The sequence below is a fragment of the Streptococcus mitis genome (assembly GCF_000722765.2).
In the GTDB taxonomy this organism is placed as follows: domain Bacteria; phylum Bacillota; class Bacilli; order Lactobacillales; family Streptococcaceae; genus Streptococcus; species Streptococcus mitis_AQ.
In genome coordinates, this window is sequence record NZ_CP028415.1 from 1,239,205 (window position 1) to 1,258,015 (window position 18,811).

22 protein-coding genes are annotated in these 18,811 nt (G+C 39.0%); 4 read left to right on the top strand and 18 right to left on the bottom strand.

The annotated features are described in order from the left end of the window. Nucleotides 1-47: 47 nt before the first annotated feature. The 12 genes from SK637_RS06415 to SK637_RS06475 form a co-directional block, all read right to left on the bottom strand. Nucleotides 48-704 carry a CBS domain-containing protein gene (locus SK637_RS06415; RefSeq protein WP_033689031.1) on the bottom strand — a complete coding sequence of 219 codons (657 nt, stop codon included), beginning with the start codon at nucleotides 702-704 and terminating at the stop codon, nucleotides 48-50. Between the two features lie 410 nt (nucleotides 705-1,114). Further along, on the bottom strand, nucleotides 1,115-1,825 hold the full coding sequence (locus SK637_RS06420) for an ABC transporter ATP-binding protein (RefSeq protein WP_000062219.1): 711 nt from the start codon (nucleotides 1,823-1,825) through the stop codon (nucleotides 1,115-1,117). After that, nucleotides 1,825-2,589: an ABC transporter ATP-binding protein gene (locus tag SK637_RS06425; protein ID WP_033689032.1), complete on the bottom strand. Its 765-nt coding sequence runs from the start codon at nucleotides 2,587-2,589 to the stop codon at nucleotides 1,825-1,827. Before SK637_RS06425 ends, SK637_RS06420 begins: the two co-directional genes overlap by 1 nt. Continuing rightward, nucleotides 2,589-3,545: a branched-chain amino acid ABC transporter permease gene (locus SK637_RS06430; protein ID WP_033689033.1), complete on the bottom strand. Its 957-nt coding sequence runs from the start codon at nucleotides 3,543-3,545 to the stop codon at nucleotides 2,589-2,591. The genes SK637_RS06425 and SK637_RS06430 overlap by 1 nt, the downstream gene beginning before the upstream one ends. A 3-nt stretch (nucleotides 3,546-3,548) precedes the next feature. Next, nucleotides 3,549-4,418: a branched-chain amino acid ABC transporter permease gene (locus SK637_RS06435; RefSeq protein ID WP_000941421.1), complete on the bottom strand. Its 870-nt coding sequence runs from the start codon at nucleotides 4,416-4,418 to the stop codon at nucleotides 3,549-3,551. A 116-nt stretch (nucleotides 4,419-4,534) separates the two neighbouring features. Beyond that, on the bottom strand, nucleotides 4,535-5,695 hold the full coding sequence (locus SK637_RS06440; RefSeq protein WP_033689034.1) for an ABC transporter substrate-binding protein: 1,161 nt from the start codon (nucleotides 5,693-5,695) through the stop codon (nucleotides 4,535-4,537). Between the two features lie 66 nt (nucleotides 5,696-5,761). Further along, complete coding sequence (locus SK637_RS06445; protein WP_033689035.1) at nucleotides 5,762-6,049, bottom strand: YlbG family protein; 288 nt, start codon at nucleotides 6,047-6,049, stop codon at nucleotides 5,762-5,764. A 79-nt stretch (nucleotides 6,050-6,128) separates the two neighbouring features. Next, complete coding sequence (clpP, locus tag SK637_RS06455; protein WP_000613475.1) at nucleotides 6,129-6,719, bottom strand: ATP-dependent Clp protease proteolytic subunit ClpP; 591 nt, start codon at nucleotides 6,717-6,719, stop codon at nucleotides 6,129-6,131. A 123-nt stretch (nucleotides 6,720-6,842) separates the two neighbouring features. Continuing rightward, complete coding sequence (locus SK637_RS06460) at nucleotides 6,843-7,196, bottom strand: hypothetical protein (RefSeq protein WP_033689036.1); 354 nt, start codon at nucleotides 7,194-7,196, stop codon at nucleotides 6,843-6,845. A 24-nt stretch (nucleotides 7,197-7,220) separates the two neighbouring features. Further along, a complete protein-coding gene (gene upp, locus SK637_RS06465; RefSeq protein WP_000515974.1) occupies nucleotides 7,221-7,850 on the bottom strand; it encodes a uracil phosphoribosyltransferase in 630 nt (209 codons plus the stop codon). Between the two features lie 88 nt (nucleotides 7,851-7,938). Further along, a complete protein-coding gene (locus tag SK637_RS06470; protein WP_000136976.1) occupies nucleotides 7,939-8,406 on the bottom strand; it encodes a deoxycytidylate deaminase in 468 nt (155 codons plus the stop codon). A gap of 17 nt (nucleotides 8,407-8,423) precedes the next feature. Further along, a complete protein-coding gene (locus SK637_RS06475) occupies nucleotides 8,424-8,981 on the bottom strand; it encodes a TetR/AcrR family transcriptional regulator (RefSeq protein WP_033689037.1) in 558 nt (185 codons plus the stop codon). Nucleotides 8,982-9,105: 124 nt separating this feature from the next. Here SK637_RS06475 and SK637_RS06480 point away from each other — a divergent pair, with 124 nt between their 5' ends. The 3 genes from SK637_RS06480 to SK637_RS06490 are packed head-to-tail and all read left to right on the top strand — an operon-like array spanning nucleotide 9,106 to nucleotide 11,751. Continuing rightward, entirely contained in the window at nucleotides 9,106-9,951 is an 846-nt protein-coding gene (locus SK637_RS06480) for a DegV family protein (RefSeq protein WP_033689038.1), read from the top strand. Between the two features lie 57 nt (nucleotides 9,952-10,008). Continuing rightward, nucleotides 10,009-11,181 (top strand): aminoacetone oxidase, encoded by a 1,173-nt coding sequence (gene aao, locus SK637_RS06485; RefSeq protein ID WP_033689039.1) that lies wholly within the window; start codon nucleotides 10,009-10,011, stop codon nucleotides 11,179-11,181. Nucleotides 11,182-11,229: 48 nt separating this feature from the next. Further along, nucleotides 11,230-11,751, top strand: coding sequence for a DUF1697 domain-containing protein (locus SK637_RS06490; protein ID WP_033689040.1), 522 nt, complete (start codon nucleotides 11,230-11,232; stop codon nucleotides 11,749-11,751). 41 nt (nucleotides 11,752-11,792) lie between these two features. Here SK637_RS06490 and SK637_RS06495 read toward each other — a convergent pair whose 3' ends face one another. After that, nucleotides 11,793-12,533, bottom strand: coding sequence for a MerR family transcriptional regulator (locus SK637_RS06495; RefSeq protein WP_033689041.1), 741 nt, complete (start codon nucleotides 12,531-12,533; stop codon nucleotides 11,793-11,795). Nucleotides 12,534-12,874: 341 nt separating this feature from the next. Between SK637_RS06495 and SK637_RS06505 the strand changes: the two genes are divergently transcribed. Then, on the top strand, nucleotides 12,875-14,215 hold the full coding sequence (locus SK637_RS06505) for a sodium-dependent transporter (RefSeq protein ID WP_033689042.1): 1,341 nt from the start codon (nucleotides 12,875-12,877) through the stop codon (nucleotides 14,213-14,215). A 41-nt stretch (nucleotides 14,216-14,256) separates the two neighbouring features. On the opposite strand, the gene manA is transcribed toward SK637_RS06505, so the two are convergent. The 5 genes from manA to SK637_RS06525 form a co-directional block, all read right to left on the bottom strand. After that, the gene (gene manA / locus SK637_RS06510; RefSeq protein WP_033689043.1) at nucleotides 14,257-15,201 is read right to left on the bottom strand and encodes a mannose-6-phosphate isomerase, class I; all 945 of its coding nucleotides are present in this window, start codon (nucleotides 15,199-15,201) and stop codon (nucleotides 14,257-14,259) included. Nucleotides 15,202-15,459: 258 nt separating this feature from the next. Then, on the bottom strand, nucleotides 15,460-15,720 hold the full coding sequence (locus SK637_RS06515) for a SemiSWEET family transporter (protein ID WP_033689044.1): 261 nt from the start codon (nucleotides 15,718-15,720) through the stop codon (nucleotides 15,460-15,462). A gap of 251 nt (nucleotides 15,721-15,971) precedes the next feature. Next, complete coding sequence (locus SK637_RS06520; protein WP_033689045.1) at nucleotides 15,972-17,546, bottom strand: ATP-binding cassette domain-containing protein; 1,575 nt, start codon at nucleotides 17,544-17,546, stop codon at nucleotides 15,972-15,974. 501 nt (nucleotides 17,547-18,047) lie between these two features. Then, nucleotides 18,048-18,203 (bottom strand): hypothetical protein, encoded by a 156-nt coding sequence (locus SK637_RS09905; RefSeq protein ID WP_170175878.1) that lies wholly within the window; start codon nucleotides 18,201-18,203, stop codon nucleotides 18,048-18,050. Nucleotides 18,204-18,448: 245 nt separating this feature from the next. Then, nucleotides 18,449-18,796 (bottom strand): VOC family protein, encoded by a 348-nt coding sequence (locus SK637_RS06525; protein ID WP_033689047.1) that lies wholly within the window; start codon nucleotides 18,794-18,796, stop codon nucleotides 18,449-18,451. Nucleotides 18,797-18,811 lie beyond the last annotated feature (15 nt).

An 18,811-nucleotide genomic window follows, 5' to 3' on the forward strand; every position in this document is an offset into this window, starting at 1 on the left:
GCTCTACTCCCCTTTTCATGAAAAAAGAAGCCTTTCGGCTTCCCTTCTTACAAAACTTTTGCTGAAGTACGAGTAATCTCTTCTACTTGAATATTCTCTGACTCAAATTTTTCTTTCAAGGCTGGTAAATCAATTGACCCTTCGATTTGAACTTCGATAATCACCTTACCATCTTTACGCGGAATATTAACTGTATGGGAAATATTCAAATTTTCTTCAACGATTAGAGAAACAATCTTACCAAGAACGCCGACTTCATTTTCCGTAACAAAGCGCACACGAATTCCTTCCTCACCATAACCAGCAATTTCAAGAAAGGCTTGAAAAACGTCACGGTCAGTAATAACTCCGTATACTTGATGGTTATCAACGACAGGAAGAATACCAATCTTATTTTTCAACATCAGATAAGTTGCATCCTCTAGACTCGCATAGCCTGAAACAGTGACAACATCGCGAATCATCACATCTTTTACTTTTGTCTTATTTAGAAGATAATTCATCTCATAGATAGAAAGACTGGTTGCTTTTGATGGACTAGTTTGGGCAATGGTTCCTTCAGTTACCAAACCAACCAATTGATCATTTTCGATAACAGGCAAGCGGTGCAACCCTTGCTCTCTCATCAAATCTGCTGCATGAGATACTGTTGTATCTGGACTAATATACACTACCTTGCGGGTCATAAAATCTTTAACTGCCATGAGACTTCTCCTTTTCTATTCTTATCCCTATTATACAATCTTTTTGTAAAACTATCAAACGCTTACATTTCTTTTTCAAAATTCAGAAAAGTTTGAATAAGCTAGCAAAAAGAGCTCTAAAATCGAGCTCTGTGAATGAAGGTAAAAAACGTTTCATTCGATTTTTTCAATTATTAGAAATTCATCTTTCAGTGTAGATGTAGATTTGTTTGCAATCTAAATAAGCTGACTTAAACAATCCACTGTATTCTGATGATTGCTTCGCAATCCCTATTCACCGATTAAAAAGGTCCCTCGGACTATAATGATGATTACTTCGTAATCTTCATCTGCTGACTAAAACAATCCACTGGATTTGATGATTGCTTCAGAATCTTCATCCACCGACTAAAAAGGTCCCCCGGACCTTTTTAGCCACCTAGATATGCTTTTCTGACTTCTTCTGACGAGGCGAGTTCTTTTCCTGTTCCTGATAGGACGATTTTCCCTGTTTCCAGTACATAGCCTCGGTCAGAGATTGCGAGTGCTTTATTGGCATTTTGTTCAATCAAGAGGACGGTTGTTCCTTGCTTCTGGATATCTTGAATGATATCAAAAATCTCTTGAATAAAGATTGGGGCAAGTCCCATTGAGGGTTCATCTAAAAGAAGAAGTTTTGGTGTTGACATAAGAGCGCGTCCCATGGCAAGCATTTGTTGTTCTCCTCCTGAAAGAGTAGCTGCGTCCTGGTTCTTCCGTTCTTCAAGACGAGGAAAGCGTGAGAAAACCTTCTTCAAGTTAGCTTGATTTTCTTCACGATTTTTCTTTAAGAAAGCTCCCATTTCAAGATTTTCCATAACAGTCAAGCCAGGAAAGACGTGGCGTCCTTCTGGAACTTGTGAAAGACCACCTGCCACGATTTTCTGAGCCGGCATTTTTTGGATTTCTTGACCTAAAAATTCAATCTTTCCTGAACTCGGTCTAACCAAACCAGACAAGGTACGGAGAATGGTTGTCTTACCTGCACCATTGGCACCGATAAGGGAAACTACCTCTCCTTCATTCACTTCAAAGCTTACATCACGGACTGCTTGGATCATACCGTAATGCACAGAAAGATTTTCAACTTTTAACATCGACATTAGGCTTCACCTCCTAGATAAGCTTCGATAACACGTTTATTGGTCTTAATTTCGTCCGGAGTTCCTTGAGCAATCAAACGACCATATTCAAGTACGTAGATACGTTCTGTAACATCCATGACCAGATTCATATCGTGTTCAATCAACATGATTGAAATTTTAAATTCATCTTTGATACGACGAATTAACTCAGTCAATTCTGCTGTTTCCTGTGGGTTCATCCCTGCTGCTGGTTCATCTAAAAAGAGAATTTTAGGTTCCGTAGCAAGGGCACGAACAATTTCCAAACGACGTTGTTGTCCGTAGGCGAGGTTTTTAGCAAGAGTCTCTGCATCACCATCTAAATCAAAGATTTTCAACAATTCCAAAGCTTTAGCCTTTAATTCTTTTTCACTCTTGTAAAAAGCTGGTAAGCGTAAGAAACTAGCAAAAACATGTTGTTTGTGATGGTTGCCAAAAGCAATTAAAACATTGTCCAAAACTGTTAAATCTTTAAAGAGACGGATATTTTGGAAAGTACGTCCAAGTCCCAAAGAGGCAATCTTATAAGGTGACTTCCCATTCAAAAGGTGACCATCTAAGGTAACTGTTCCCTCACTTGGTTCATAAACACCCGTCAAGAGGTTGAAAAGGGTGGTTTTCCCAGCTCCATTTGGACCGATTAGTCCAACTAGTTCCCCTTCGTTCAATTCAAGAGTCACATCTCCAACAGCTGTTAGACCGCCAAAATGTTTGGTTAACTGTTTTACTTCAAGTAATGCCATTAGTTTTGTTCCTCCTTCTTAGATTTTTTAAAGAAACGTGATAGACTTAATTCCCATGTTCCAAGGAGTCCACCTGGCCTGAAAATCATTACCAATACCAAGGCCAAAGCGTAAATAATCATACGCACGCTAGCAACATCTTGGAGAAGCATATTCAAAATTCCCAGAACAATAGCTGAAACAATGGCACCTGTAATGGAACCAAGGCCACCAAAGACAACAATAATCAAAACGTTGATTGAGTTGATAAAGGTGTAATCTTTCGGTACAACCGAACCGATAAATCCTGCCTGAAGAGACCCTGCAATACTTGCAGTAATAGCACCAAAGACAAAGGCGATGATTTTAATTTTTGTCGTATTAACCCCAACTGACTCAGCAGCGATTTCATCCTCACGAACAGAGAGGGTTGAACGACCAATTGGACTACGCAAGAAGTTCAAGGTTGCAATGGTTGTAATCACGACAAAGAAGTAAACCATCTGCCAAGTTGTAAAGTTAGGAATTCCCAAGATACCTGCTGCACCATTTGTAAGGCTTCCACCATTGATGATAAAGATACGGATAATTTCAGATACACCGAGAGTTGCTACCGCAAGATAGTCCCCTTTCAAGCGCAAGGTTGGAATTCCGACAAGCAAGGCAACTGCTCCTGAAAGCAAAGCACCTAAAATCATAGCTCCAAAGAAGGCACCGTAGGTTGGTGATTTAGATCCAATAATAGCAGCGGCATAAGCACCAATCGCCATGAAACCAGCATGCCCAAGTGAAAATTGTCCTGAAAAACCAACGATTAGGTTAAGACCCACAGCTAGAATAATATTAATTCCAATTTGTTGTAAAACCTGTACATAGAATAGATTGAGTACTCCGACTGAAACCAATACACTAATCAAGCCATAGCCAGCTAACAAAAGGAGTAACCATAGAATATTAACTTTTAAATTTTCCTTCATCGTTTACACCTTCTCTTTCACATTTTTACCAAGGATACCAGCTGGGCGGACAATCAAGATCAACAACAAGATTCCATAAACAATGGCATCACGGAAGTCTGACATTCCAAAGGCTGTCGCAAAAGTTTCCAATAGACCAATCACAAAACCACCAAGAGCCGCACCAGGAATAATTCCAATACCACCAAGTACAGCGGCAACGAAAGATTTAAGACCTGGAGTAACCCCCATCAAAGGCTCAAGAGAGTTATAATAAAGGGCAATCAGAACACCAGCCGCACCCGCAAGAGCAGAACCTAAAGCGAAGGTAAAGCTGATAGTACGGTTTACATTAATCCCCATCAATTGCGCTGCATCGCTATCTACGGATACCGCACGCATGGCTTTCCCCATCTTCGTCTTTTGAACAATGACTTGTAACAAAATCATCAAAATCAAGGAAATGGCCAAAATCATTAACTGAACGTTTGTTAGGCTAATTGGACCCAAATCATAGCGCACTGTTTGAATTGCTTGAGGGAAGGCACGAGTATTGGCACCAACCAGATAGACCATTCCATACTCAAGTAGGAAGGAAACCCCAATAGCCGTAATCAAAACAGCAATACGAGTAGAGTGGCGCAAAGGTCTGTAAGCAAGGAACTCAATCACGACACCAAGAATGGCTGTCGCTAGCATTGCTACAATAAGAGCTACAAAGAAATTCATTTGGAAAGAATTAATCAAGAAATAACCGATAAAGGCTCCCATCATATAAATATCACCATGGGCGAAGTTGATGAGCTTGATAATTCCGTAAACCATGGTATATCCTAGGGCTAACAGCGCGTATACACTACCTAGAATCAAACCATTTACTAGTTGTTGGAGCATAAGATTCACTCTTTCTATTTATAATTTCGAGGATTTCCCCTCACTTTTTGATAGGTTCTTAAACATCGAAACAGGGAGTGAGTCAGCGGCTCATTCCCTATTTCAACATTTTTCTATTATGGTTTTACAACTTCTGCTGCTTCAACCTTACCATTGTTCATGGTCATCATGTAAGCAGTTTTGACTGTGTTGTGGTCTGCATCGAAGCTTGTTTGACCAGTTACACCTTCAAAATCTTTTGTTTTAGCAAGGTTATCCTTGATTTCACCAGAGTTTTTAGCACCTTTTGCTGCGTTTGCTACAAGGTTAACTGAGTCATAAGCCAAGGCTGCAAATGTTGAAGGCTCTTCATTGTACTTAGCACGGTAAGCATCAAGGAAAGCTTTTGCTTTAGCTGAAACTTCTACAGTAGTTGAGAAGCCTGAGATAAAGTAGATGTTTGATGCTTTTTCAGCAGTTGCTTGTTGTACAAACTCTTCACCGTTAAATCCATCGCCTCCAACGATTGGTTTGTCAATTCCCATACCACGCGCTTGGTTTACAATTTTACCAGCTTCAGTGTAGTAACCAGGGACGATGATGGCATCAAAGTCTTTCTCTTTCATTTTTGTAAGGGCTGCTTGGAAGTCTGTATCACCTGCTACGAAAGTTTCATCTGCAACGATTTCACCTTTATATGACTCGCGGAAGGATTTGGCAATACCTTTAGCATAGTCGCTGGCATTATCAGTGTAAAGAACGACTTTTTTAGCGTTTAATTTTTCAGATACATAGTTTGAGATAATTTTTCCTTGGAAGCTATCTTGGAAAGTTCCGACAAAGAGGTAATCTTGACCTTTAGTCAATCCATCTTGAGTCGCACTTGGTGAGATTAATGGAACACCTGCTTTTGTAGCGTTAGCTACCGCAGCTGCAGTTGCACCAGATGTCGCAGGTCCTACGATTGCTGATACTTTAGATTGGGTTACAAGGTTAGTTGTTACTGAAGCAGCCTCTGCTGTTTCAGACTTGTTATCTTTATCGACTACTTCGATTTGTTTTCCATCGATACCACCTGCAGCATTGATTTCATCAACAGCAAGTTGGGCACCTTTTTGTTCAGATGTTCCGTAGGCAGCTACGGCACCAGTTTCTTCAAAGTTAAATCCGATTTTGATTGTCTTTTCATCTACTGAGTTACCAGCAGCGTTTGACGCTCCGGACTTCACTTCTCCACAGGCTGCAAGAAGTGCTACACTTGCAAGCGCCACAAACGATAGGGCAAATTTTTTCTTCATCTTTTTTGTCTCCTTATTTCTTAAATAAATAGCATGTTAAGAATATACCGAATTATCAGAAAATTGTCAATACTTTTCTTGAACTTTTTCGATGATAACGTTTTCCTCTCGATAAAGATTGCCCACAAAGGGTGTTTCCAACTCTTGGATATGACAAACTCTAACTTTTTTAATAAATTTTTCCTTGCTCAAGTGTCCAATCAATTGCTCCACTTCTTGAGTTGGAACATAGAGTTGTAAGTAACGATGTTTCTTGGAATGATAGGTAATATCTCCATAATCCTGCAGTTTTTTGGCATCACGATTATAGTAAAGATAGATAATCAAGCCAGATCGATTGACTTTTTCAAACATGATGAATCCTCTTTCTAAGAAATCTCTCCCTAATTATACCAAAAAAAGCAAACCCAGTCGAGTTTGCCTTCTTTGATCATTAGTTCAATGAATTGTTGGCCATGATTTCATCAATAAAGCCATATTCGAGTGTTTCTTGGGCACTCATCCAGTTATCGCGTTCTGCATCTGCATGGACTTTTTCGATTGACTGACCTGAATTTTCAGCCAAGATTTTTTCCAAGGTATTACGAGTTTTAAGCAAGTGTTCTGCAGCGATCGCCATATCGGTTTGTTGAGTACCACCACCTGTACCCCCCATTGGTTGGTGAATCATGTACTCAGCATTTGGAAGCATGAAACGTTTGCCTTTTGCTCCACTTGATGCGATAACTGTCCCCATAGATGCAGCCATCCCCATAACGATAGTTTGGACATCAGCCTTGATAAAGTTCATAGTATCAACGATTGCCAAACCAGCTGAAACGGAACCCCCAGGTGTATTGACATAAAGGTAAATATCTTTTGTACTATCTTGGGCATCCAAGAAAAGCAACTGGGCAATAACTGAGTTGGCCATGTTGTCTTCAACTGGGCCTGTCAGCATAATGATGCGGTCTTTGAGAAGACGTGAGTAAATATCGTAAGAACGTTCTCCACGGCTTGTTTGTTCAATAACTACAGGAATCATTCATTTCTCCTTTTGAGTTTTATTTTTGTTGGTCAAATGACTGAAGATAAGACTATTATAATATCTAGGTCAAAAAAGGTCAAATTTCTATTTCAAACAAATTTTTAAATTAAATACTAAAAATTATTTTTTCCAATTAGATGGAGAAAATCCAACATACTTTCTCCCTTTATACTCTAAATGTTCCAATTTTCCAACGATATCTTGTTCTCTTTTATTTATAGTATAGGGAAATCGAATCACTTTATCACTTAGTAAATCGTTTATTTCTTGTTCAGAAAATTCATGATTACCCCATTTATGTTTAAAACGAACTTTCTCCCCATTCCAAACACCAACGACATAATAGTTGTTATTACCGCGTTGCCATTCATCTGATTCATCTAGATAATCATCCATGGCTTCGTTAACTAAATCATCGTAAGCCTCGGCAAGATTTTCTTCTACACCTAAAATATCTTCCCAATCAATTCCCATGTCAAATTTCTCTCTTCTTTACTCTTATTTCGTACCGAACAAGCGGTCTCCAGCATCTCCAAGACCTGGAACAATATAACCGTGTTCGTTCAAGCGTTCATCCAAGGCTGCTGTAAAGATTTCTACATCTGGATGAGCTTCTTGAAGAGCTTTTACACCTTCTGGAGCAGATACAAGGCAGACAAATTTGATATTTGATGCGCCACGTTTTTTAAGAGAATCAACAGCTAAGATTGCTGAGCCACCTGTTGCCAACATTGGGTCTACTACAAAAATTTGACGTTGGTCAATGTCCTCAGGCAATTTTACCAAGTATTCAACTGGTTGAAGCGTTTCTTCATCACGGTACATACCGATGTGACCAACCTTAGCAGCTGGAACCAAGCTCAAGAGACCATCAACCATCCCGATACCCGCACGCAAGATTGGAACAATGGCCAATTTCTTACCTGCCAATTGTTTTTGAACTGTTTTTGTGATTGGTGTTTCGATTTCCACATCTTCTAGTGGAAGATCACGAAGTACTTCATACCCCATCAACATTGCAATCTCATCTACTAGCTCACGAAAAGCTTTTGTAGAAGTATCTGTACGACGCAAGATTGACAATTTGTGTTGAATCAGTGGGTGATTAATAACTTCAATTTTTCCCATTTTTGGAATTCCTTCTTTCAATTTATTCTTCTTATTATACCAAAAAACGGTTTAAAAATCTTTCTAAACCATTTATTTTTGATATTTTTTACATTAGATCAGCCTCTTTAAGAGCTGTCTGTACGGTCTCAAGTGGTAAATGAGTCAATTCTGTCCCTTTTTCTTGATAAAGGTATTGGGCGTAGTCGTCCATTCTGTACTGGTTGATATAAACCACGCGCTTGCAACCGACCTGGAGCAATTGTTTCGTGCAATTCAGACAAGGAAAATGGGTTACATAGGCCGTAAAGCCTTTAGGAACACCACGCTCAGCACCTTGTAGAATGGCATTAACCTCTGCGTGAAGAGTGCGAACACAGTGGCCTTCTATAACCAGACATTCATGGTCAATACAATGCTCAGTCCCTGACACCGAACCATTGTAGCCAGTGGAAATAACCTTATTATCCTTTACCAGAATTGCGCCCACTTTGGCACGTTTACAAGTGGAACGATTGGCAATTAGTAAGGCTTGGGCTGCAAAATACTCATCCCATGCTAGTCTTTTTTCAGTCATATCTCTTCTCCTTTTCTCTATTTTTTAAAAAATGGTAAACCTAAATCTGCAATCTTTTCAGCTGGTACCTTCATGCCATCCTTGATCCATTTTAGAAGGACAGAAACGATGGCCGAGCTCCAAAAGGAATGAAGATAAGAGCTGACACCTTTTGATTTCCCATGGTATTTTTCTAAAAATTCCTGCATGGCTTGGACAAAGATTTTTTCCAGATGGTAATCCAAGGCCAATTGAATCACTCTGGCTTCCTTTCTGGCCTCCCGGAAAAGGTGAACCCAGATCAGATAAAGGTCTGTCTTTAAATCATAATGGTGCAACTGTTCCATGATATTGTGGACAGTTCGTTTAAAGACACTCTCTAAAATTTCCTCTTTGGAATCATAATTGCGATAAAAGGCCGCACGCGAAACGCCTGCACGTTTGACCAATTCAGAAATACTAATCTTGGTCAGGTCCTTTTTTTCCAAGAGTTGCAAGAGGGCTGTTTCGATGGCTTCTCTAGTTAATAAATTGGATTCTTGGTTTGATTTTCTGAGATTTTCAAGAGATTTTTCAGAGATTCTACGTTCAGACATAACATTTTCTTTCTACTTGTCACAACAGACGGATGAGGCTTTTGTTTCAAGGGCTTTCATGATATAATTGTAAAAAAAGACAGAACCTTTGTCAATGTATAACTGACAAAGATGGAGAATTTCTATGACTTGGAAGATTATTGCTGACTCTGGTTGTGATTATCGTCAACTGGCAAAACCAGCTATTGACACAACCTTTGTAAGTGTCCCCTTAACCATTCAAGTAGCTGATCAGGTCTTTGTTGATGATACCAGTCTTGACATTGACCAAATGATGGAAACCATGTATGCAACTGCAGAAGCTTCAAAATCAGCTTGTCCAAGCCCAGATGATTATTTGCGAGCATTTGAAGGAGCCAAAAACATTTTCCTAGTAAGCATCACAGGTACTCTCTCTGGCAGTCACAATAGTGCTCAACTAGCAAAGAATATTTATCTGGAAGAGCATCCTGACACTAAGATTCATGTAATTGATAGCTTGTCTGCTGGCGGGGAAGTTGACTTGCTCGTAGAAAAATTAAATAATTTGATTGACCAAGGCTTATCTTTTGAAGAAGTGGTTGAAGCTATCACTGCCTATCAAGAAAAAACCAAGTTGCTCTTTGTTCTAGCCAAAGTCGATAACTTGGTGAAGAACGGCCGTTTGAGCAAGCTTATCGGTACGGTCGTTGGCCTTCTAAATATCCGCATGGTCGGAGAAGCTAGTGAAACTGGAACCCTCGAATTGCTACAAAAAGCAAGAGGACCAAAGAAAGCGATTCAGGCAGCATATGAAGAGTTAGTGAAAGCTGGATATGCGGGTGGCCGTATTGTCATGGCCCAACGCAATAACGAGAAATGTTGTCAGCAACTCTCAGAGCGAATCCGTGAAAATTTCCCACAGGCGGATATTAAAATTCTCCCAACCTCTGGCCTCTGCAGTTTCTATGCAGAAGATGGTGGTTTGCTGATGGGATATGAAATTGATTAATTCCATTCTTGACAAGAGGTGACTTCATCTCTTGTTTTTTTGTGGTACAATAGAGCTATGAAACATTTTGATACTATTGTCATCGGTGGGGGACCTGCTGGCATGATGGCTACGATTTCCAGTAGCTTTTATGGTCAGAAAACCCTCCTCATCGAAAAAAATCGAAAACTTGGAAAAAAATTAGCCGGGACAGGTGGGGGACGCTGCAATGTAACCAACAACGGAACTCTAGACGACCTACTAGCTGGAATCCCCGGAAATGGGCGCTTTCTCTACAGTGTCTTCTCCCAATTTGATAACCATGATATCATTAACTTTTTTACAGAAAATGGTGTTAAACTCAAGGTCGAAGACCACGGACGCGTCTTTCCGGCCAGCGACAAATCTCGAACCATTATCGAAGCTTTAGAAAAGAAAATCACTGAGCTAGGTGGCCAAGTTGCTACTCAAACCGAAATTGTTTCGGTTAAAAAAAACGACAATCAGTTTGTCCTTAAATCCACAGACCAAACTTTCACTTGTGATAAACTTATTGTCACAACAGGTGGTAAATCCTATCCTTCGACTGGTTCTACTGGTTTTGGTCATGAGATTGCCCGTCATTTTAAACACACCATTACCGAGCTTGAGGCCGCTGAAAGCCCTTTGTTGACAGATTTTCCACATAAAGCCTTACAGGGGATTTCACTGGACGATGTGACCCTAAGCTATGGCAAGCATGTCATCACTCACGATTTGCTCTTTACACACTTTGGTTTGTCAGGCCCTGCTGCCCTGCGTATGTCTAGTTTTGTCAAGGGTGGGGAGGTTCTCTCGCTAGATGTTTTGCCTCAACTTTCTGAAAATGAATTGGCTGCATTTCTAGAAGAAAACCGGGAAAAATCCTTGAAAAACGCTTTAAAAACTTTGCTTCCAGAACGCTTGGCAGAATTTCTTGTGCAAGGCTATCCTGACAAAGTCAAACAGTTGACTGAAAAGGAACGAGAACAACTCCTCCAATCTATCAAGGGACTTAAAATTCCTGTAACTGGTAAAATGTCTCTTGCCAAGTCATTTGTTACCAAGGGTGGCGTCAGTCTTAAGGAAATCAATCCTAAAACTCTGGAAAGCAAGCTGGTACCTGGACTTCACTTTGCTGGCGAGGTACTAGATATCAATGCCCACACGGGTGGCTTTAACATCACTTCTGCCCTCTGCACTGGCTGGGTGGCAGGATCAAACCCAATCTAAATCTGAATTATTTAATGGCTAAATCAGCCCCAAAAGAAAGGAAGTCCTTTGGAACATATTATCTTGTTAAGGGGAGTTACTCCTAATGGAAAAAATGCTATCCCTAAAATGTCTTATCTAGTAGATATCTTAACAGAAGCCGGTTTTCAACAAGTTCGAACCTATATTCAAAGTGGTAATATCATTCTTGAAAGTAACTTAGCCTTAGAAAAAATACGAGAACAGGTTCATACTCTAATAAAGAAAAAGATTGGAGCCGATCTCAAAATAATCATTAAGAATAAGGATATTTTTAAAAACATTGTCCAAGAAAACCCTTTTGGAGAACACTATCTTTATGACCGTATACACGTGATTTTTTATCAAGAATCTATTCAAAGTCTCCCTTTAGAAAAATTGAAAAATGATTACGGTGAAGAAGAAATTTGTATCGGTAACCATTGTCTTTACCTCTATCTCCCTAGAACTGCTAAACAAAAGAAACTCCATACCAACTATCTTGAAAAGCTTTTTAATGTAGATTTGACCATGCGAAAACTAAATGTAGTAGAAAAATTATTAAGCAAGTAGTGCTTGAATTTAGTAAAAATCGGAAGAATACTCCTCCGATTTTATTTTGTCTGAGTTTGGACATAATGAGCTATCACATCTGATGTGTATTGGGCAGTGCCAGTTCCAAATTTGTCAATGTTTTCCTTAAACTCTGGATTATAGACGTAGCCTTTACCGATATGGCCGAATACTTCAATCGTACAATCAAATCCATAAGTACGAATAGCTTGCAAGAGTTTGGCTGCTTCTTCTTGATTTTCGGTTGCTGTTACAGGTAGACCAGCTTGAAGATTTTGTGCCAATGCTTGAAAGACTTGGTTAAAGGCAGCCGTAGCCTCGTCTTCGTGACCTTTTTGGCGCTCGAGCGCTTGGTCCATGACTTCTTGTCCATATTTTTCTACCGCTTCTTGATGGTATTTTTGATGGTCTTGGTAGTTAAATCCAGCAAATTTCTCTTGAATGCTCATTTCTCTTTCTCCTTTTTGTTCTTGAATGGTTTTTTGCAAGGTGGAAATCAAGGTATCCAGATGTTGCCTTTCTCGAGTTAGATAGTCCAACTGCCTAGTCAAATGGGGCAATAAATCTGTCCTTTCTTCCTTTAATAGCTCTGCTATTTTTTCTAAAGAAAAGCCAAGATATTTATAATAAAGAATGACCTGAAGTCGCTCCAAATCCTCCTGACTGTATGTTCGATAGCCGTTTTCCGACTTTAAAGGAACCAAAAGCCCTATCTTATCGTAGTGGTGCAGCGTCTTGACCGAGACGCCCGAAAGCTGCGCAGCTTCTTTTATATGGTACATGATTTCCTCCTTATACTCAATGAAAATCAAAGAGCAAACTAGGAAGCTAGCCGCAGGCTGTACTTGAGTACGGTAAGGCGACGCTGACATGGTTTGAATTTGATTTTCGAAGAGTATTACATTGATAGTATAACCCCTCACCTTAGGTCAGAGTCAAGCGTTTTTGCGAAATTTTTTTACTTTATCATAACATGAAAATGGTTTTCTTGACAGACCTTAGAAAACATGATAGGATAGTCAAGTCTATCAATCAAAAGAAAGGCTCATTTTGAGTACTTATGAGGCTAGTTGCCAAGGGCAGTAGCTTTTTCTTTTGTAATACTAATTTTAGGAGTTTAACTATGTCTGAAAAATCGCAATGGGGTTCTAAACTGGGCTTTATTCTGGCATCTGCTGGTTCAGCCATCGGACTTGGTGCCGTTTGGAAATTCCCCTACATGACTGCTGCTAATGGAGGTGGAGGATTTTTACTGGTCTTTCTCATTTCCACTATTTTAATTGGTTTCCCCCTTTTGCTAGCTGAATTTGCCCTCGGCCGAAGCGCTGGGGTCTCTGGGATTAAAACCTTTGGAAAACTGGGCAAGAATAGCAAGTACAACTTCATCGGTTGGATTGGTGCCTTTGCCCTCTTTATCCTCTTATCTTTCTACAGTGTTATTGGAGGATGGATTCTGGTTTATCTGGGTATTGAGTTTGGGAAATTGTTCCAGCTTGGTGGAACGGGTGATTACGCTCAGTTATTTACTTCAATCATTTCTAATCCAGCCATTGCCCTAGGCGCACAAGTTGCCTTTATCCTGTTGAATATCTTTATTGTATCACGTGGGGTTCAAAAAGGGATTGAAAGAGCTTCGAAAGTCATGATGCCCCTGCTCTTTATCATCTTTGTTGTCATCATCGGGCGCTCTCTCAGCTTGCCAAATGCCATGGAAGGGGTTCTTTACTTCCTCAAACCAGACTTTTCAAAACTGACCAGTGCTGGTCTCCTCTATGCTCTGGGACAATCTTTCTTTGCCCTCTCACTAGGAGTTACAGCCATGCTGACCTATGCTTCTTACTTGGACAAGAAAACCAATCTGGTCCAATCAGGGATTTCCATTGTAGCCATGAATATCTCAGTATCCATCATGGCAGGTCTTGCCATTTTCCCAGCCATGTCAGCCTTCAATATCCAGTCTGAAGGGGGACCGAGCTTGCTCTTTATCGTCTTGCCTCAACTCTTTGACAAGATGCCCTTTGGAACCATTTTCTACATCCTCTTCCTCCTGCTCTTCCTCTTTGCGACGGTCACTTCTTCGGTCGTGATGCTGGAAATCAATGTGGGCAATATCACCAATCAGGATAACAGCAAGCGTGCTAAGTGGAGTGTGATTTTAGGAATCTTGACCTTTGTCTTTGGTATTCCTTCAGCACTTTCTTACGGTGTCATGGCGGATGTTCACATTTTTGGGAAGACCTTCTTTGATGCTATGGATTCCTTGGTTTCTAATCTTCTTATGCCATTTGGAGCTCTCTGCCTTTCACTCTTTACTGGCTACATCTTTAAGAAGACACTTGCTATGGAGGAACTCCATCTCGATGAAAGAGCATGGAAACAGGGACTGTTCCAAGTCTGGCTCGTCCTTCTTCGTTTCATCATTCCAATCATCATCATCGTGGTCTTTATCGCCCAATTTATGTAATTAAAAAGGACTTGAGTAGTGAACTCAGGCCCTTTCTTTTTTTATGGATGGCTAACAATTAATTCCAAACCTTGCCCTTCCAGAGTCCAAGCTTCAACATCACTTGGTAGGATAAAGTGGCTGCCTTTTTGGATTTGATAGTTTTTTCCGTCAACAGTCAGTTGACCTTGACCAGCTAAGATACTAAACAAGCTGTAATCAGCTGTCTTCTCAAAATCAACTTTTCCAGTGATTTCCCACTTGTAAACTGCAAAGAAATCATTGGATACAAGGAGAGTTGAACGTAAATCATCTGCTTTAACAGTTACAGGACGGCTATTTGCAGGCTCGCCGATGTTCAAGACATCAATGGATTTTTCAAGGTGAAGTTCACGCAAGTTACCCTTATCATCCTTACGGTCAAAGTCATAGACACGATAAGTGGTATCGCTAGACTGCTGGGTTTCAAGAATCAAGATGCCTGCACCGATAGCATGCATGGTGCCGCTTGGTACATAGAAGAAATCTCCAGCTTTAACTGGTACTTTTGTCAACAAAGCATCCCAATTCTTGTCCTCAATTTGCTGACGGAGTTCCTCTTTTGACTTGGCATTGTGACCGTAGATAATCTCTGAGCCTTCATCCGCAGCTATGATGTACCAGCATTCTGTTTTTCCGAGTTCGCCTTCATGCTCTAGTCCATAGGCATCGTCTGGATGGACTTGGACGCTGAGCCAGTCGTTAGCATCCAGAATCTTAGTCAAAAGCGGAAATACAGGTTCTGGACGGTTGCCAAACAATTCACGGTGCTCTGCATATAAAGTAGCTAGGTCTGTTCCCTCGTAACGACCATTTGCCACCTTTGAAACACCATTTGGATGGGCTGAGATGGCCCAATATTCTCCGATTTTTTCACTTGGGATGTCGTATCCAAACTCATCACGTAGCTTGGTACCACCCCAGATTTTTTCTTGCATAACTGATTGTAAAAATAATGGTTCTGACATCTTGAACTCCTATCTGATTTTTCTCCCCTCATTATAGCAAAAAAAGAGTTCCAGTTGAACTCTTTTTCACATCTTATAAAGTAGGGAGAAGATTTTATAAAAATAGTAACGATATACTTTTTTCTTTGATAGAGACGAACATAAAAGACTCTCGTAAAGCTAGCTGTCACTGGACTTTTTCCCTCAACTCTCATTCAAAAATTACTTTAATGAAGCATCTATTTTCATAAACGAACAAAACTGAAACCAGTCTTCTTTTTAAATCAAAGCTGTAATAGCCGTCACAAGGCCAAAAACGATACCTGGAGCATTGGCAGCAGCAAGTGGAATATCTCTTTCTTTCTTGAAAAGACCGTAGTAAACCCAGAGACTACAGTTGATGGCAGCAACCAAGGGCTGGATGAAATTTCCTTTTTGAGCAGCCAGATTGTTCATAATTTGTGGGAAGTAAGACACATACATCATAACAGACATGAAGGTCGCTACCCAACCCAAAACTTTCATTTGTTTTTCGGACATTTTCAAAACCTCTTTTATTCTTTTATGCTTTTTATTTTATAATATGATGCAAAAACAAGCAAGTGTTTGAGAGTTTTGTTATAAAAATGTAAACTATCACAATCCTGTGATAAGAAAGAAGAGTGAAGTTAGGAAAAGTATATATAATCAGAAAAACGCATATTATGATGTATTGAAAAATCTTGATACTGGGTGTTTTATTGCTGAAATATTTACTTTATTTTCTGATAAAACTGACTTTTAAGCCAGATTCAATATTTTCCTAAATCTACAACTTGTTGATATCTACTTTCATTATCAATATGATGGGCAATTTCTAACATCATAACAGGAAGAGAAAACAGTAATTCATGTACCATGAAGGCGTTTTCTTTGTCTAGGGCTGCGGTCACTTCATCAGCCAATAACAGATTTTTTCTACGAAGAAGAAAACGTGCCAATTCAATTCTTACTCTTTGTCCCCCAGAAATATTCTCCCCGTTATTTTTGATAATAAAATCCATCCCACCCGTCAATTCAAAATCTAGTTTGACTTGTTTCAAAACAGCAAGCAACTCTTCCTCAGAAAATTCTTGTCCTAAGGTCAAATTATAACGCACTGTATCGTTAAAGAGAAATGGGTGTTGGCTAATAATTCCTATACTGGATACAAAACTTGATGTACATTCATTAACAGTTGTCACACCGATAATTTCTCCCTCATCTGCTATTTCTTCTCCAGTAATGAGTCGAAACAAGGTTGATTTACCACAACCACTCGGTCCTTTGATTAAAACTTTCTGACCTGCTTGAACATCCAAATTTAGATGAGTAAAAAGTTGTCTGTCACCATAGGATTTACTTAAATTTTTAATGTGCAGAGCATTCAATTCTTGCGCATCTTTTTTATCTATCTGTTTTACATCTCCAATTTCTAATACTCCAAAAATCTTATCTGCTGTCGTTTTTGCCCCTTGTATATCTACAGCATCATACATAATAGTCTGAATAGGGCTCACTAGCTGACCTGCTGCGATATACATAGCAACAAGACTTGCCACTGACACTTTCTGCCCAGCCATAGCAAAGTAAAAACCTAAAACAAGTGGTAAAACTTGGCTTAAAAAGACCATGAAACCGTTGCAAAAGAAAATTATATTATGGGTAAAGCAAAATTTTTGAATGGCTAGTTGATAATTTCGATTAATCTTCCAAAATCTGTTCTGATTTTCAGAAATTGCTTGGTTCATGAGTAGAGTATGTGCCCCTCGGATACTATCAGATACTTGATTATGCACTTCTACTCTGCCTTGCGCCATGTCATCACCAGTGTGTTTGAGTCTTTTATTCATCAAGAACTGAGGAATAGGACGTAAAATAGTGAAAAAGACAAAAATACTACCTAGTAACAAATTTTGCGAAATAATATAAATCGCTGTTAGTAATGCTACAAAGCTCCAGCAAATGATATTAACGTATTTTTCTAAGTAATTATCCCCCAAATACTCCATATCTTGTGTGAGCATGGTGATTTTTTCATCTTCATTAAAATCTTTATTTATCATCAGCTTGTCAAATAAATCTGCCCTCATATTCATTTGAATTTCACGTCTAAAAACATTATGTGTATGATTACAAAAGAGCATTAAGCTATACAAGACGAAGTATACTGTAAATCCAAAAACAGCAAACTGTATGATTTTATAATAAGTCAGCTCTCCTTGATTTAAGGACAAGGCTTGTGATACGACTAAGGGTTGAGCAAGAGCCAAACCTCCATTTGCCAGTGCACCGATGATAGTATAAAACTTCGTTTTCTTATCCAGATAGTGAAATATTTTATTCATAATGCCCTCCTAGAAAAAGAGAGATGCTAGCACTCCTCTCCATTTTTATTATATAAATTTTACAAACATTACAATTATTGCTTACAGCTTCAGTTTTTTTACAACCTTTTTGTTTTTCTTGATAGACATTTTTGCTTACCCCTCTCTAGTCCACATCTAAAATATCTTCATAGCATCCAGAAATAGCATAAAGTGCTAGATTTTTACGAATTTTCTCTTGCATATTCTTACAAATCACAGAAGAGCTTAATTTAGTAATATTCTTAACCATTGAACAAAAGCCTGATTTACAAATCAAAATAAAGGGACATGTTTTACAATCTTATCCAACAGACAGAAACCATCCTTTTATATGAATCTTATTTTATACTGTTATATTTTTATTATAAGATTTTAGAAAAATGCTGTCAATTGTTTATATGCAATTGCTTTATATTAAAAAGACCGGATTGCTCCGATCTGTTTAATCCATAAAATGTAAAAATGAATAGCTCTTGTCAATTAATGGATGGACTGATTGATTGTCAGTAAGCCGTGGTTAATTATTGCTGCAATATCTTCAAGACCATGCAAAATAAAACTTCCTATAATCAGTCCTATAATAACTGAACAGATAATCATGGTCACACAGATTAGATAAACATCCTTTTTTTGCATCTCTTTCCTCCTAATGAAATAAGAAAATTCACTTACTACAGCTATTAAAAAATATTTCTCCTTTCCATATCAGTTTTATTTTCTGCTGTTATGTTTTTATTATAATATTTTAGGAAAACGCTATCAACAATTCATATGCAATTTCTTTATATTAAAAAGACCGGATTGCTCCGATCTTTCAATAGTTCATATTCTCATATTCTGTTTTAAAAATAGCTAAGGTTATCTTCACATGACTAAGCGCCCTATTTCATACGATAAAAATCAATCACTAGACCAACAGGACCTTTAACTAATAAGGACTCTGTTCCCCAATCCGTTTCACAAGGACCGTTTAAAACCTGTATACCAAGCTCTTTCAACCGTTGGTAATTCTGGTCTACATCCTCAACCTCGATATGAAGAATGATTCCTGACTGAAAATCTTCCAAAGGAATCAAATGATTTTGGGACAACATCAGACAGTGACTGCCAATCGTAAACTGAGCAAAACTGTCATCAACATAATCGGACTTTTTATCCAAAATACGCTCCAAGTCAGCACAGACTTGGGGAACATCTGAAACGATAATATCTAATTGATTTAAATTCATTTACTATCCTCCAGA